This window comes from Terribacillus saccharophilus, from assembly GCF_046592595.1.
Lineage (GTDB): Bacteria > Bacillota > Bacilli > Bacillales > Amphibacillaceae > Terribacillus > Terribacillus saccharophilus_C.
Map to the genome: position 1 here is coordinate 200,408 of NZ_JAWVPF010000002.1, position 14,061 is coordinate 214,468.

At 42.6% G+C, this 14,061-nt stretch carries 14 protein-coding genes; 3 read left to right on the forward strand and 11 right to left on the reverse strand.

Annotated elements, in window-relative coordinates; all coding sequences use genetic code 11:
• Positions 1–34 precede the first annotated feature (34 nt).
• Positions 35–184 carry a hypothetical protein gene (locus SFC25_RS03495; RefSeq protein ID WP_411213955.1) on the reverse strand — a complete coding sequence of 50 codons (150 nt, stop codon included), beginning with the start codon at positions 182–184 and terminating at the stop codon, positions 35–37.
• Positions 185–383: 199 nt separating this feature from the next.
• Here SFC25_RS03495 and brnQ point away from each other — a divergent pair, with 199 nt between their 5' ends.
• Positions 384–1,733, forward strand: a complete 1,350-nt coding sequence (gene brnQ, locus SFC25_RS03500; protein ID WP_411213956.1) for a branched-chain amino acid transport system II carrier protein — start codon at positions 384–386, stop codon at positions 1,731–1,733.
• A gap of 52 nt (positions 1,734–1,785) precedes the next feature.
• Here the strand turns inward: brnQ and SFC25_RS03505 are convergent, their stop codons facing one another.
• Complete coding sequence (locus SFC25_RS03505; RefSeq protein WP_411213957.1) at positions 1,786–2,886, reverse strand: HD-GYP domain-containing protein; 1,101 nt, start codon at positions 2,884–2,886, stop codon at positions 1,786–1,788.
• Between the two features lie 217 nt (positions 2,887–3,103).
• Between SFC25_RS03505 and SFC25_RS03510 the strand changes: the two genes are divergently transcribed.
• Positions 3,104–3,943 (forward strand): DUF4037 domain-containing protein, encoded by an 840-nt coding sequence (locus SFC25_RS03510; protein WP_411213958.1) that lies wholly within the window; start codon positions 3,104–3,106, stop codon positions 3,941–3,943.
• 101 nt (positions 3,944–4,044) lie between these two features.
• A complete protein-coding gene (locus SFC25_RS03515; RefSeq protein WP_411213959.1) occupies positions 4,045–4,887 on the forward strand; it encodes an aldo/keto reductase in 843 nt (280 codons plus the stop codon).
• A 35-nt stretch (positions 4,888–4,922) separates the two neighbouring features.
• Here the strand turns inward: SFC25_RS03515 and SFC25_RS03520 are convergent, their stop codons facing one another.
• The 9 genes from SFC25_RS03520 to SFC25_RS03560 form a co-directional block, all read right to left on the reverse strand.
• Positions 4,923–7,070 carry a type IA DNA topoisomerase gene (locus SFC25_RS03520; RefSeq protein ID WP_411214204.1) on the reverse strand — a complete coding sequence of 716 codons (2,148 nt, stop codon included), beginning with the start codon at positions 7,068–7,070 and terminating at the stop codon, positions 4,923–4,925.
• A gap of 100 nt (positions 7,071–7,170) precedes the next feature.
• Positions 7,171–7,632 carry a CBS domain-containing protein gene (locus SFC25_RS03525; RefSeq protein ID WP_411213960.1) on the reverse strand — a complete coding sequence of 154 codons (462 nt, stop codon included), beginning with the start codon at positions 7,630–7,632 and terminating at the stop codon, positions 7,171–7,173.
• A gap of 108 nt (positions 7,633–7,740) precedes the next feature.
• Positions 7,741–8,718, reverse strand: coding sequence for a ring-cleaving dioxygenase (locus tag SFC25_RS03530; protein ID WP_411213961.1), 978 nt, complete (start codon positions 8,716–8,718; stop codon positions 7,741–7,743).
• A gap of 305 nt (positions 8,719–9,023) precedes the next feature.
• Positions 9,024–9,545 carry a DUF2812 domain-containing protein gene (locus SFC25_RS03535; RefSeq protein WP_411213962.1) on the reverse strand — a complete coding sequence of 174 codons (522 nt, stop codon included), beginning with the start codon at positions 9,543–9,545 and terminating at the stop codon, positions 9,024–9,026.
• The gene (locus SFC25_RS03540; RefSeq protein WP_411214205.1) at positions 9,542–9,808 is read right to left on the reverse strand and encodes a PadR family transcriptional regulator; all 267 of its coding nucleotides are present in this window, start codon (positions 9,806–9,808) and stop codon (positions 9,542–9,544) included. The genes SFC25_RS03535 and SFC25_RS03540 overlap by 4 nt, the downstream gene beginning before the upstream one ends.
• Positions 9,809–10,084: 276 nt before the next feature.
• Positions 10,085–10,426, reverse strand: a complete 342-nt coding sequence (locus tag SFC25_RS03545) for a bh protein (RefSeq protein ID WP_411213963.1) — start codon at positions 10,424–10,426, stop codon at positions 10,085–10,087.
• Positions 10,427–10,625: 199 nt separating this feature from the next.
• Positions 10,626–12,107, reverse strand: a complete 1,482-nt coding sequence (gene dacB / locus SFC25_RS03550; RefSeq protein ID WP_411213964.1) for a D-alanyl-D-alanine carboxypeptidase/D-alanyl-D-alanine endopeptidase — start codon at positions 12,105–12,107, stop codon at positions 10,626–10,628.
• Positions 12,108–12,234: 127 nt separating this feature from the next.
• Positions 12,235–13,002, reverse strand: a complete 768-nt coding sequence (locus SFC25_RS03555; protein WP_411213965.1) for an exodeoxyribonuclease III — start codon at positions 13,000–13,002, stop codon at positions 12,235–12,237.
• A gap of 26 nt (positions 13,003–13,028) precedes the next feature.
• On the reverse strand, positions 13,029–14,000 hold the full coding sequence (locus SFC25_RS03560) for a quinone oxidoreductase family protein (protein ID WP_411213966.1): 972 nt from the start codon (positions 13,998–14,000) through the stop codon (positions 13,029–13,031).
• Positions 14,001–14,061 lie beyond the last annotated feature (61 nt).

The window sequence follows — 14,061 nt, forward strand, 5'->3', positions numbered from 1 at the left end:
AAAGCGGAAAGCACCTTAGTGTTTTCCGCTTTTTTTATACTCTCTCCGAACTGGCAATCGCTTGTTCTATCAAAAGGATATCATCATGGATCAAACTGCGGATTTCCGGTTCAGGACATCTTTTATACTCATCTTCCAGTCTTTTTAGTTCTGCGTAGAATATATCCATTTCTGTAAAATGCACGATCTCTGCCTCCAAATGGCTTTTTTACTTATATATGCCGAATGCAGCAGAAAATATACATCTTATGTAATATTATTTATTGTTGTTGTCACAAAAGAACTATGGTAGAATCTCTAACAAGGCTCAAATATTCTCACTATTTAATCTATTGAATTTTCTGATTAATTAGAAATCGCTTTTCATCTTGGAGGTAAACACTGTGAAAAAATCAATACCGTTTTCTTATGTCATCGTAACAGGATTCATGTTATTTGCATTATTTTTTGGAGCAGGCAATTTAATCTTCCCTGCTTTGCTCGGTCAGAGTTCCGGAACAAACGTCTTGACCGCTAATCTGGGATTTATCGTTACCGGTGTGGGCTTGCCGCTGCTCGGTATACTGGCTTTTGGATTTTCCGGTAAAAATGATTTGCAGGATTTAGCGAGCCGGGTTCATCCTGTGTTCGGCTATGTGTTCCCTATCGTTCTGTATTTATCTATCGGTCCTCTTTTTGCATTGCCGCGTACAGGAACTGTTTCTTATGAAATTGGCATTCAGCCTTTCTTAACTGGCGATCCCGGAGCATGGCCTTTGATTATATATTCGATCTTATTCTTTGGAATAACTTGTTTCTTCTCTTTGAAACCAGCCAAGATTGTCGATATAGTCGGTAAATATTTGACACCTGCTTTGCTTATTACAATAGCGGTATTGATCATTACAGTACTTGTCAACCCGATAGGCAGTCCTCAGGAACCAACGGAAGCATACAGCAGCAACGCTTTCTTCAAAGGCTTCCAGGAAGGTTACTTGACAATGGATACGTTGGCAGCATTCGTATTTGGAATAATCGTCATCAACTCCGTGAAAAATATCGGAGTCACCGATCGCAAGTCAATTCTCGGATTCACATGGAAAGCCGGTTTGATTGCCGCAGCACTTCTTGCTTTGATTTACACTTCCATTTCCTATCTTGGTGCAACCAGTGTAGCTGGAATTGGATTGCTGGATAATGGCGGTGCAGTACTAGCGGGAGTTTCTGAAGTGTACTATGGTAGACTGGGGAATGTTTTGCTTGGATTGATTGTACTGGGTGCTTGCTTGACGACTAGTATCGGTTTGGTTACAGCTTGCAGCAGTTACTTCAACCGCCTTCTTCCCAAGGTTTCTTATTCTGTTATTGCTATAGTACTTTCTCTATTCAGTACAGTCGTTGCAAATGCCGGTTTGACAAACATCATCACCTTCAGCGTACCAGTATTGACTATCATTTACCCGCTTGCAATTGTCTTGATCTTCCTGACTTTCCTGCATGATGCATTTGCTGGAAGCAGAGCTGTTTACTTGACTAGTCTGCTTTTCACCTTTGTCGTCAGCTTGATGGAAGGCTTGAACGCAGCAGGGATTCCAATCCCTGGTGTACAAGAATTCTTAACAAATAACTTGCCAATGTACAGTTTAGGTCTTGGCTGGTTGTTGCCAGCGATTGCTGGAGCGGTTATCGGGTATGTGCTTTATCTAGTCACAAAACCAAGCCAGAATGAAATTAGAAAAGCAGATGCAAGATAAATTATAGACAGCGAAAAACGCCCGGTATTTATTCCGGGCGTTTTTTAATTGGTTATGACACAGCATCTGTATCAGGAAATGATTGGAGATCATAAGAGCAATTTTCAAGAATTTCAATAAAGATATCGACGATTTCCGAATCAAAGAGGGAGCCTTTGCAGCGAATCAATTCTGCTGAGGCTTCCCGGACAGACATGCCTTCACTATATGTACGTACTGTTGTCATTGCATCAAATGCATCTGCTACGCCGACGATGCGGGCGAATAAGGGTATTTCATCACCTTTCAGCTGCTTGGGATACCCGCTGCCATCCATCCTTTCATGATGAAGCAATGCTGTATCAATCGACTTCTGGAAGATGCGGTTCGGTTGAATAGCAGAAAGAATACGGGCACCAATTTCAGTATGCGTTTTCATAAGCTCATATTCGCTTTCGGTTAATCCAGTCGTTTTTCGTAAAATGCGGTCTTCGATCCCGATTTTTCCGATATCGTGCAAAATCGCTGCCTGATATAGTTCAAAGCATACTTGGGCATCAAGCTTCATTCTTTTTCCGATCAGCCAAGCGTAACGGGCAACTCTCTCTGAATGCCCCTTTGTCAGCGGGTCACGAGCATCAAGCGCTTCCGCAAGCATTCGAATCATACTGACAAACATTTTGTACAGTTCATCATACATTTGACTGTTATGCAGGGCTAAGGCTGATTGCTCCGCTAATATGACAGCAAGCTCTCTGTCTCTATTATCGAAGTGACCTCCATTCTCTTTATCCATAAGTTGAATAGCACCTAAAATTTGTCCTTTTGCTTTAAGCGGTACTATAAGGATGGATACAGCAGAGCTATCCGCATTGTTAATCAATTCTGCCTCTCCGGTCTCTATTACTTTTCCAACGATACCTCCTCCATCTGAAAGAGCAGGCATAGGCAGTAGTTCCGCTGAAACCCCGCAGGACGCTTTTGCTACTATCTGTTGTTTTTCTTTTTCAAGCATCCATAATGTTGCCTCTTTTGCTTCCGCGATCATTACCATTTGATCGAGGATTCCCTGGAAAATATCTTGCAGATCAATTGCGGCATTCAATTCCTTCAGGGCTTCTAGCAGTTTTGATAATTCTTTCACCTTTGACTCGAGCTTCGTAATAGTTGTCAAAACGCTTCCTCATTTCCCTGAAATCCTACTTCTGTCATGGTACGTTCTTCCTGATATTCCTTGTTTTTAAGTATAAGCTAACATAAAGAAAATTAGAAGCTGTTTTCCAGTCACCCTGCTTTTTAGCAGCTATAAATCGTTGCCTAACCCATAACCGCATGAAAAATCACGTTCACTTCTAGACCTTTGTTATATTTGTATCAGGGGGGAAATTGATGTGAATCTTCTTGATAAAGCAAAAGACATTGCAAACATATATAAAATGAATACAAATATTGATACCGTTTTTGTCGGTGGGTCTGTTTCTCGGAATTGGCATGATGCCTATTCTGACATTGAAATATTTGTCTTATGGAAGGAAGCTCCAACTGAAGAGGAAAGGAAAAATCCCATTGTATTACTTAACGGAGAAATTATAGATTTCTTTCCTTACGAAGACGGAGAATGGTCAGAGACATATATCAGTCAGGGAGTAAAATTTGAAATCAGTAATTTTCTGACCACAACAATAAATAAGGTGATAGACGAGGTCATGCTCTCATTTGATACAAGTCCGGTGAAACAGTGTCTGTTAGCGGCAATTCACAACGGTATCTCACTGAGTGATGATGCTGTAATGGAAATGCTGAAAGATAAAGTAAGGCGTTATCCTGTGGAATTGGGAATAGCCATGGTAAGTGAAAACTTGTATATGGGTGCTAAATGGAATAACCGGGAGGCATTGCTTCATCGCAGAGACTGGCTGATGCTTTATCAAACTATGGCAGAAGTCCAGAAAAAATTAATGCATTTACTGTTCGGATTAAATCGGCAATTCATACATCATCCCTCTCTTAAATGGCAAAGACAAACGCTTGAAAGCATGGATATCATTCCGAAAGATGCAGCTGATCGTTTCGAATCTATTTTTCTACAAGCACCAGAAACTGCTGTTAAAGAGTTAGATGAAATCATTAAACATATCTATGAACTCATTCAACAAACACTGCCTCAAATAGATGTATCTGCAATATCGGAGAAATCACTGTACCTAAGACCTTTTAATCATGAAATATAAATATCTAGAGCATACTTTAACACTTTAGAAAGATGTTGATTTTAGGACAATCTTTTCCATTTATGCTACGCTGAAAATAGAATTGGAAAGGAGAGAATACAATGCAAAACCATATCCCTACCAAGAAACTGCACGATGGCACGATTCTTCCTGCCGTAGGCTTCGGTACATACAGCTTGAAAGGCAGTCAAGGTGTGCAAGCGATTCGCAGTGCTATCGACGCGGGTTATCGTCTTCTGGACACAGCATACAATTATGAAAATGAAGCAACTGTCGGGCAGGCTATTAAGCAGCATGGTATCTCGCGCGAAGAGCTCTTTGTCACATCCAAGCTCCCAGGTCGTTACCATCAGCGTGAAAATGCAATTACAACGATACAGGAATCGCTTTATCGTGCTGGCCTCGATTATTACGACTTATATTTGATTCATTGGCCGAACCCTAAAAAAGATCATTATATTGAAGCGTGGCAGACCTTGCTTGAAGCACGCAGATGGGGATTGATTCGTTCTATTGGTGTTTGCAACTTCCTTCCAGAGCATTTGGAGAGACTGAAAGCAGAAACAGGTACACTGCCTGTCATCAATCAGATTGAACTGCATCCTTTTTTCAACCAAGAAGAACAGCGACAATACCATAAGGAAAATGGCATTGTAACAGAGTCATGGAGTCCTCTTGGCAGAAAGACAAATCTGCTGGAGCATCCTTTACTTGCTGAAATTGCGGAGAATTATGAACGAACTGTTTCCCAAATTGTACTGCGCTGGCATTATCAGCTTGGAAGTATCGCTATACCGAAATCTGCTGCTCCAAGCCGGCAAGCAGAGAATCTCGCTATTTTTGACTTTGAATTGAATCAAACAGATATGGAGAAAATCAACAGTTTATCCGTTTCAGACGGGCGAATCGCTGACCAAGATCCAGCGGTTTACGAAGAATTCTAAAAAAAGCGATGTGTGGAATCCACACATCGCTTTTTTTATTTTTTCTCAAATTCCATTTTCCAGCTGTAATAGTCATTGTCAGGGTTTTTCTCATAGGAAAGATAAGCCGAGAATTTCTTCCCTCGTTTGCTCGTCATCCCCTTCACATGAGCTGTTCCGCTTTTCAGCAAGGCTTTCACCATTGTCTTCGTTGGTTTCTTTCGCACTGCTGCCAAGAATTTATCGTTCTTCCAAATGATATAGCCGCACGTTTTCTTGTAATTTTTACACCCAAAGCCTTTGTACCCTTCTACAACCTCTCCCCCGCAAGCCGGGCACTTGCCTAATACTTCATGGGTGATTGTCTGTTTTTCAATTGTCCGGATTGGTGCAGCTTCGTCTTGTTTCATCGTCTGCACCGCTTCCTTCGTAAAGGAAAAAATCATGTCGAGAAAGTCTTCTCGGCCAACCTTCGCATCCTCTATATCAGCAAGTGTCTTCTCGAGCCGTCCCGTAAAGTTCAAATCGAATAAAGGCTTGACCGGGAATGTTTCAACCAGCTTTTTGCCTGTATCCGTTACATGAAGTTCTTTTCCTTTGTTACTAATATAGTGTATGTCTTTAAGCTTTTTAATTGTTTCCGCTCTTGTTGCAGCGGTGCCGATACTGAACCCGCGCAGCACTTCGACAACCTCATCTTCATCCTGTTTCCCTTTGCCGCAAGTCTCCATAACCCGCAATAACGTTCTCTCCGTATGCGGCTTCGGCGGCTGTGTCATATGGGAAGTGACACTTGTCTCCCATGTGTCCACCAGCATGCCTTCCTGCACATCCGGCAGCAGGGTTTCCTTTGTCTGCTGCTTCTCGACCTTCTTCCACCCGTCTACAAGCTGGATACGGCCTTTTGAGATAAAGCTGCCAGATAACGGGACATCCGGAATAACTGTTTCCAATGTTGTCTCTTCATATACCGCGACAGGCATGAATTGCATGATAAAACGGTTTTTAATAGCAGTGTATACAAGTTCCTGGTCAGGTGTAAGTCTTTTCGGGAGAACATAAGTCGGTATGATCGCGCTATGGCTTGATACCTTGCTATTATTGAATACCCGTTTCGAACGGCTGAATTTGATTTCTGATTCATATGGCAATCCTGCTGCTACTTTCTTCAATACACCAGCTGCCTTGGATACAAGGCTTTCTTCTAATGCTGTGCTGGAAGTCCGCGGGTACGTGATGTACTTTTTCTCATAAAGCGATTGTGCTACTTTCAGCACTTTATCAGATGTCCATCCGCTGTATCTTGCCGTCATATACCCTTGCAAACCGGAAAGGTTGAACAACGGCGGACAGAATTCCTTCTTCTCCTCCGTCTGCTTGTCCTTGATCTGTCCTTGTTTGCCTTGGATACGCTGAAGGATATCCTGCAAGGGATCTCTGTCTTTGAATTTATCTGTTTTCCCTTCCTTATACACACCTTCGTAAAATTTCTTTTCAGGCGTGCGGAAGGTTGCAAGCAGTTTGAAATAAGGCTCTGGCTTGAATTCACTGATCTCTTTGTCACGGTCATAAATGATTTTTAAAGTTGGCAGCAATACACGGCCGATGTTCAGAACTTGTCCGCGTCCGCTCTGATAACGAAGTGTCGCTACAGAAGTAAGGTTGATACCGATGACCCAATCTGCCCACTGCCGGCCGATTCCGGCATCATAAAGAGGTCTTAGCTCTGTGTTGGGCCGCAGGGATTGAAGACCGCGCAGTACTTCCTGTTCGGTCCATTCATTTAACAGCAGCCGGTAAACGGGCTTGTCCGGCTTGATATAATTAATGATGCTATCCCCGATCAGCTGTCCTTCCCGGTCATAGTCACAAGCAGACACGATTTTTCCGACATCTCTTCTTTGCATGAGCCTTTTTACGATTGCGATCTGCTTTTTTGCACCAGGATCGGCGGCGTCACGATTACGCGGACTCGATTTGATTTTATATTGGAAAGCATCTGGTACGAACGGGAAATTATCCAGCTTCCATCTTGCCATGGCAGCGTCATAGTCTTTCGCATCAAACAGCTGCAGCAGATGTCCGAATGCCCATGTGATGATATATTCAGGGCCTTCATAAAACCCATCTTGTTTTGTTTTTATTTTCAATGCATCGGCGATATTCTTCGCAACGGAAGGTTTTTCCGCCAATATAACTGTCATACTCATATATGGAAAAAACTCCTTTGATCTATCAAGCTCTTAGCTCCTATTCTACCATAAAAAAACACTGACTCTTTCATCAGAGTCAGTGCTATATTTCTCAAAGCGCATTCAATAGATTGGAATGAATTGTCCGGAGTACATCCCCGCGGCTGATTACCCCAACAACTTGTTTTTGATCATTCAATACAGGTATCTTTTTAAACCGGTGTTTTGCCAGGATGTTCACCACTTCTTCCATTTCATCTTCTTCATGGACGGTGACGATTCCGCGTCTTTTGGCAAGGTTCAATACCGGATGATCTTTTAATTCATCTACGATTTTATCTATTTTTTCCGCTTTAAAACTCACTGTCAGCAAGTAGTTAAAGACGACTGTATCCTTAGGCTGGATCCCTCGCAGAATATCTCCGTCACTGACGACGCCTACAATACGCCGGTCCCTATCCAGTATCGGCATTCCGCTGATCCGCCGGTCTACAAAGGTCTCCAAAACCTGCTTGACCGTATCTTGTTCGCTCGCTGCTATTACATCTGTTATCATGAAGTCTTTTGCTTTCATAAAAAAGCCTTCCTTCTGTATGGGATGAATGCTACATCTTTATTATACGCTTACTTGCCGAAATCTGCTAAAAAAAAGACATCTGCCAAATAAGCAGATGCCGGTATATCATTCTTTTTCAAATTGTTTCGTACTGCGTACAGTATCGATCGGGCGAACAAGTTTTTCGATTTGTTCACGTTTTGGTTCCAAAAACGGCGGCAAGGAAAGTTTTTCTCCAAGCGTCTCGTATGGTTCATCACCCATGAAGCCAGGACCGTCCGTTGCGAATTCAAACAAGATTCCTGGTGCCACCCGGGAATATAAGGATTCGAAGAAATGACGATCCACGTATCCAGAAGTTTGGAATTGGAAGCTGTGCATCCGTTCAATCCATTCCTCCAATACTGCTCGATCCTCAACACGGAAAGCAGCATGGTGTACCGTACCGAAACCTTGTCTTCCATCTGGAAGAATTGTATTGTGCTCAAGAACGATACTTGCCCCATTTCCGCCTTCGCCTACTTCATATAAATAGTAAGACCCTTCCTGTGCAACTGGACGGAAAACGAGTACTTTTTCAAGCATTTCCTTGAAATAATCAATATGTGCCGTCCGGACAAAGATCGGACCAAGCCCTGTGATAGCAAACTCCAAAGGTACAGGACCGTCTTGCCATGGTGTTCCTGATGCCACACCTTTATCGTTTTCGTCACTGATCAACTGATATTGCTGCTCATCAAAATCCTCAAAGGATAATGTCTTTGTACCAAATTGCTCTTTGATACCGTGATGTTTCACTTCCAACCGGTCAAAACGTTTTACCCAATAATCCAAAGCTGCATCTGATGGCACACGGAATGAAGTTTTATAAATCTCATTTGTACCGTGCGTACCCTTCGGAATTCCAGGGAAATCGAAAAACGTCATATCTGTTCCCGCGCTGCCTTTGTCATCCGCGAAAAACAGGTGGTATGTTTGGATATCATCTTGGTTTACTGTTTTCTTTACAAGACGCATGCCTAGTACATACGTGAAGAATTCATAGTTTTTTTCTGCACTGCTCGTAATTGCCGTTACGTGGTGAATACCTTTTAATTGATTCATCTTTATCACTCCAGCCTGATGATGGAATTACCTCGAATTCGAGATAAATATATTATGACGCACACTCTCTCTGATGTCAAATGGATAGATATCAAAGAATTCCCTTATTTAATTTCAATTACGTCAATTCATTTCAATTTTCCGCTCAATTGAAGTTTTCACCTTGTTTTTATTTAACTTTCGTTCTTTCTTTTTTGTCTGTTTTCCCCTGGTGCCTCCGCCCATCTTCCACGTTATTTCTCTTTCTTTCAATTTCTACCCAAAACAATAGAGGTTATTCTGCTCGAACAGAATAACCTCTATTTCTATATTTGAAACTCTTTTAGATTCTTCGCCTTTCTTTTTAACATGTATGCACCGTAAACAGCTATTAAGCTTACTGAAGCGATTGCTCCCCCGGCCCACAAAGGCATTTTGATGATTCCTGTCATGATTGGAAGCCAGAAAGATAATATCTGCATCAATAGGATGAATATAATGTAATTGGATAGTTGTATGTACTTAGTTGCTCTTGATTGGTTATCTGTAAAAATCTCCAATTTATCTGTTCCATCATCTTCTTTACAAAAGTAGTGCCAACCGTTAAATGAGCAAACTCTATCCCAGCCATCCATTTCGAATAAATCAAAATAACTCCTATCAGGAAATCCCATCTGATGATCTAATCGATATACTAATTTAGAAGGCTCACTTGCACGAAAGGTGTACTTGAACCATCTATATTCTTCAAGCGTCCAGCCTTCCTGTGCCATCTTCTGGAGCCAGACTTCTTCTTTTTGGTCATCCCATGCCCAAAACCATTTCCTTATCTGCTTTCTCTCTTTCATTGTTCTCCCCCTAACTGCTTTTCACTGATCGAAACAAGCTTCTTAAGCCGCTCATATTCAGCACTTAGCAGCTTTTTGCCGTTATCCGTCAGCTGGTAAGACTTTTTAGCATCCTTCTGTTCCACTTGCGTGATCAATTGAAGCTTCTCCAGCTTGCGAAGCGCACCGTATAGTGTCCCCGGACCTAGTTTCACTGATCCCTCACTTATAGATTCTACTTCTTTCATGATGCCGTAGCCGTGCAGCGGCGTTCGCAACACCATTAAAATGTAGTAGGTGGTATGCGTTAAAGGCAGCAAATCTTCTGTTCTCTTCAAATACTGCACCTCCTATATATCGACATACGATATATATCGTATGTCGATATAATAGCATACATTTTATATCGTGAGGTATTGGTATTTTTTATACCCATCTTCAGGCTAACGCAGTAAGAAAGCCGCACTGAAAAAGATCTATTCTGCTTGTACCTGTGGTGGATAGAAAATTCATTTTATCATTCAAAAAAAAACAAGCACCTGAACATATGTCCAGGTGCTTCACCAATGCTTTACATCTTTGAAATCCCGCATAATGATGCGCGATTCTTTAATGTCCTGATATAATCGATATGGCTTGCTCGCCAGCCTGATCGGCAGCGTAAAGAGAAATTGGCTTAGGTCATCCTTGTACTCTGTCGTCATTCGGGAAGGTTTTGAAAGAATGCGATTTTGCCATTCTTCCTTGAATTCCTTTTGCAAATCCAACCTGACATCAATGGCATGATGGCACTGCGTACAGCAAATCGTTTTAAGCTTATCATTGATGTACGTAACCATGAATGGAGACTCCTCGCGACAATGGATACAATATAACTCTGCTTCCATGCGGCTTTGTTTCACCGTTATCTCCTTCTTTCCTCATATCTAGCTTCAGAAATCAGTAATTGTTCGGCAAACGATCATTTTCAGGGTATGATGACACCCTTAACTCCTAGCTTCCTCGTTTGCTTCTAGGCATCCACATGACTTCTTCCGCTTTTTATTCCCTTCCTAATTAGAACATTTCGCTGCCCGCTTGCTGATATCCTGTCTATAAACTTCAATTTGTATGCATACTTTTCAACTCTTCGTAAACGATCTTCAATATTTGATCTTCTATCCGCGGCCCTTCCTCTTCATCCAGTAGTCCGTTCAGCAGGATGGAGAAAACGAAATGATCACCTGATTTTGTTTCTATGTAGCCTGAAAGCGAACTAACTCCAGTAAGCGTTCCTGTCTTCGCTTCAACCTTCCCAGCGAGCTCCGTGCCAACAAAGCGATTGCGCAGCGTCCCACCGACCATGCGTTCTGTCATACCCGCAACTGGCAGAGATGATTTGAAAGCAGGGAACCAAGACTCCTGTTTTACCTTTGTAAGCAACGTTGTCAGCTGCCTGGCAGTTATTCCATTCACATGGGAAAGCCCTGATCCATCTCTTAATACCATCTGTTCCTTCGGCAGCTGCATTTCACCAAGGTACTGCTCCAATTGATTGATTCCATCTTCCCAGTTCCCGGCTTTTTCCCCGCGGCCGATATGCTTGATATACATCTCGGCATGTCCGTTATTGCTTAGCTTCATAAATGGTAAAAGCAGTTCCTTAAGCGGAGCGGATTGCGTCCGCAGTAGCTCCGTTTGGTTTAAAGGTGCTTGTGCTACCTTGGCAGTACCAGTGACTTGGATTCCGGATGCTTTCACGTTATCCTGAAATAGGTGCAAAACATATTCTGTGGGTTCCCAGACTGCTACCCATTCCTGCTCGCTGTCTCCCGCAGCAATAGAGCCAGATATGACAATATTATTGGTACCATGGGTTCGAGTCACTTCTAATTCCGCTTCATCGTTATCGGATACAATAACAGCATCGTTTTGTAACGTTACATAATCATTTTCTGGAATCACATCTAATGTCGGTTTTCCTGATGAGGAACTTGCCTCTACCCTGATCTTCACTGTCCCCGTATCATGATCATTGTCAGGTGCAACTGTCAATGCACTGACAGCCGCTCCATAGTATGCTGATTCATCCTTCCATGTTGTATCCTCACTATAGCGTTCCTGATCAAAATATGTATCATCCGCAATGATATCGCCGTTAATTTTCCGAATTCCCAATCCGCGCAGCTGATTTGCAAGCTGTTGCATATCTTCATAAGTAAGAGATGGATCTCCTTTACCAATCAAATATAAGTTCCCATTGAGCTGTCCGCTTTTTACTTGTCCGTCAGTTGCGACTATTGTTTCGAAGCGATGATCTTGTCCTAGTTCATTCAATACAGCTGCTGCAGTGAGAAGCTTCATATTGGATGCAGGCCTCATGCGCTTGTCGGCATTTTTCTCGAATATTGTCTTCCCTGACTGTCCTTCCATAATATGTATGGCATAGGTAGCTCCTTGCAACTGCTCTTCATTGGCCAGATATTCTGTTAACCTATCTATCATCCTATCCTCTTTTCCGGCTACGTGGACATGCGTATGAGGTACCATACAAACAAAAAGCAGCAGTCCTGCGACTAGAGTCCGCATAGATTTGCGAAGCATCAGCATCTCCTCCTTTTGCCTATCCTACTTAACCTGTACGTTATAATGTATGTGTATGTATCCTTCTTTAGTGTAACAAACTATCAGATTATTTAAAATATTGTTGAATACATGAAGAAAGACACCATCAATTGGTGTCTTCATCTTTGATATATAGGCATACCGGACAATGGTCGCTGCCCAGTGTATCTGCGTGTATTTCAGCTTCTTGGATGTTGTTTTTCCACCGTTCGGAAACGATGAAATAATCGATACGCCAGCCGATGTTCCGTTCTCTCACTTTATTCATATACGACCACCAGCTGTATGCTTCCTCGCGATCCGGATAAAGGTAACGGAAACTATCTACGAAACCGGAAGCAAGGAACGCTGTCATCTTTTCTCGTTCTTCTTTCGTGAAGCCGGAATTGCCATGGTTTGTCTTATGGTTTTTCAAATCGATTTCCTGATGGGCAACATTCAAATCGCCGCACAGGATGACAGGTTTCCGGTTATCCAGCTCCTGTACATAAGATAATATTTTATCTTCCCATTCCAAACGCTCCGCCAACCGCGCCAAATCTCGTTTAGAATTCGGTGTATATACAGTAACCAAAAAGAAATTGTCATATTCCAATGTGATGATTCTGCCCTCGGGCTCAATCACACCTTCATCCAATCCATATGTGACGTGGAGCGGTTTATGTTTTGTGAACACAGCTGTACCTGAGTACCCTTTACGCTCGGCGTAATTCCAATACTGATAATATCCAGGCAGATCTAATTCAATTTGACCCGCTTGGAGCTTTGTTTCCTGCAAGCAGAAAAAATCTGCATCTTGTTCTTCAAAATATTCAAGAAAGCCTTTCTTTACACAAGCCCTGATTCCATTTACATTCCATGATACGAACTTCATTTCTCTATTTCCCCCGTTGACTGTCTCTAATCTGTGATGTGCAGAAGTATCTTTCCTGCATGTTTCCTGCTTTCCATAAGCTGATGTGCCTTATTTGCATCCTCGAGCTTGAATTCTTGTATGCTGGGAAAAGTGATATCTCCCATTCCTACTAATCCGATAACTTGATCAGCAATACGATTCAATTCTTCTGGCCGTTTCTTGCGGGTCGTACCCAAGCTAAAGCCGAGCAATGACCGGCAGCTTGCGTGGACGTCTGATGTTTTAATAAACCCGGCTGTACCGCTGGCATTCCCGTAATTTACTAATCTGCCATAAGGAGCAAGACAAGTAAAACTCTCCTCCATTACAGTGCCTGCAAGCGAGTCCAGTATCAGGTCAGCACCTGCTCCATCTGTCAGTTTCTGGACAGAATCTGACAGATTATCATACGTTATACAATGGTCTGCGCCGAGCTCCATAGGCAAAGCTGCTTTCTGATCCGAGCTTACGGTTCCTATTATCTTGCCTGCACCTAGCTTTCTTGCAAGCTGAATCAATGTTAGGCCCGTACCTCCCGATGCTGCATGAACTAGCACCGTTTCTCCCTTGCTAAGTCTTCCAACACGCTCGAGCAGCATGAAAGACAAAAAGGAAGGAACCGGACAAGCCGCCGCGACAGCTGTATCAACATGGTCCGCAATCGGATAGACAAGCAAAGCATTCGCTATCGCATACTCTGCATATGCGCCTGTCTTTGCAAATGCGATCACGCGATCTCCGATACGAAGCCCTTTGACATCTTGTCCAAGCTTATCAATGATTCCAACAGCATCTAGTCCTAATATGCCTGGGGCTCCAGAACCTTTCGTGCCTTTCCGTTTTTTTATATCAGCAAAATGGACACTCGCTTTTAAGACCCTTATCCTCACTTCACCTGCTGATGGTTCCGGAACTGTCATAGTTTTGTATTCCAATACACCTGGACTGCCTGTGGTTGCTGCTACAATTGCTCGCATAATTTGCCTCCTGCTTTAATGGGACATAGTTGCACAAGTCATAATCAGCTGTTCTCCGCAT

Excerpts from the sequence above, each read along its gene's own strand:
- SFC25_RS03515 (WP_411213959.1), top strand. The coding sequence starts at position 4,045 with ATGCAAAACCATATCCCTACCAAGAAACTGCACGATGGCACGATTCTT.
- SFC25_RS03520 (WP_411214204.1), bottom strand. The coding sequence starts at position 7,070 with ATGACAGTTATATTGGCGGAAAAACCTTCCGTTGCGAAGAATATCGCC.
- SFC25_RS03525 (WP_411213960.1), bottom strand. The coding sequence starts at position 7,632 with ATGAAAGCAAAAGACTTCATGATAACAGATGTAATAGCAGCGAGCGAA.
- SFC25_RS03530 (WP_411213961.1), bottom strand. The coding sequence starts at position 8,718 with ATGAATCAATTAAAAGGTATTCACCACGTAACGGCAATTACGAGCAGT.
- SFC25_RS03535 (WP_411213962.1), bottom strand. The coding sequence starts at position 9,545 with ATGAAAGAGAGAAAGCAGATAAGGAAATGGTTTTGGGCATGGGATGAC.
- SFC25_RS03540 (WP_411214205.1), bottom strand. The coding sequence starts at position 9,808 with ATGGTGTTGCGAACGCCGCTGCACGGCTACGGCATCATGAAAGAAGTA.
- dacB (WP_411213964.1), bottom strand. The coding sequence starts at position 12,107 with ATGCTTCGCAAATCTATGCGGACTCTAGTCGCAGGACTGCTGCTTTTT.
- SFC25_RS03555 (WP_411213965.1), bottom strand. The coding sequence starts at position 13,002 with ATGAAGTTCGTATCATGGAATGTAAATGGAATCAGGGCTTGTGTAAAG.
- SFC25_RS03560 (WP_411213966.1), bottom strand. The coding sequence starts at position 14,000 with ATGCGAGCAATTGTAGCAGCAACCACAGGCAGTCCAGGTGTATTGGAA.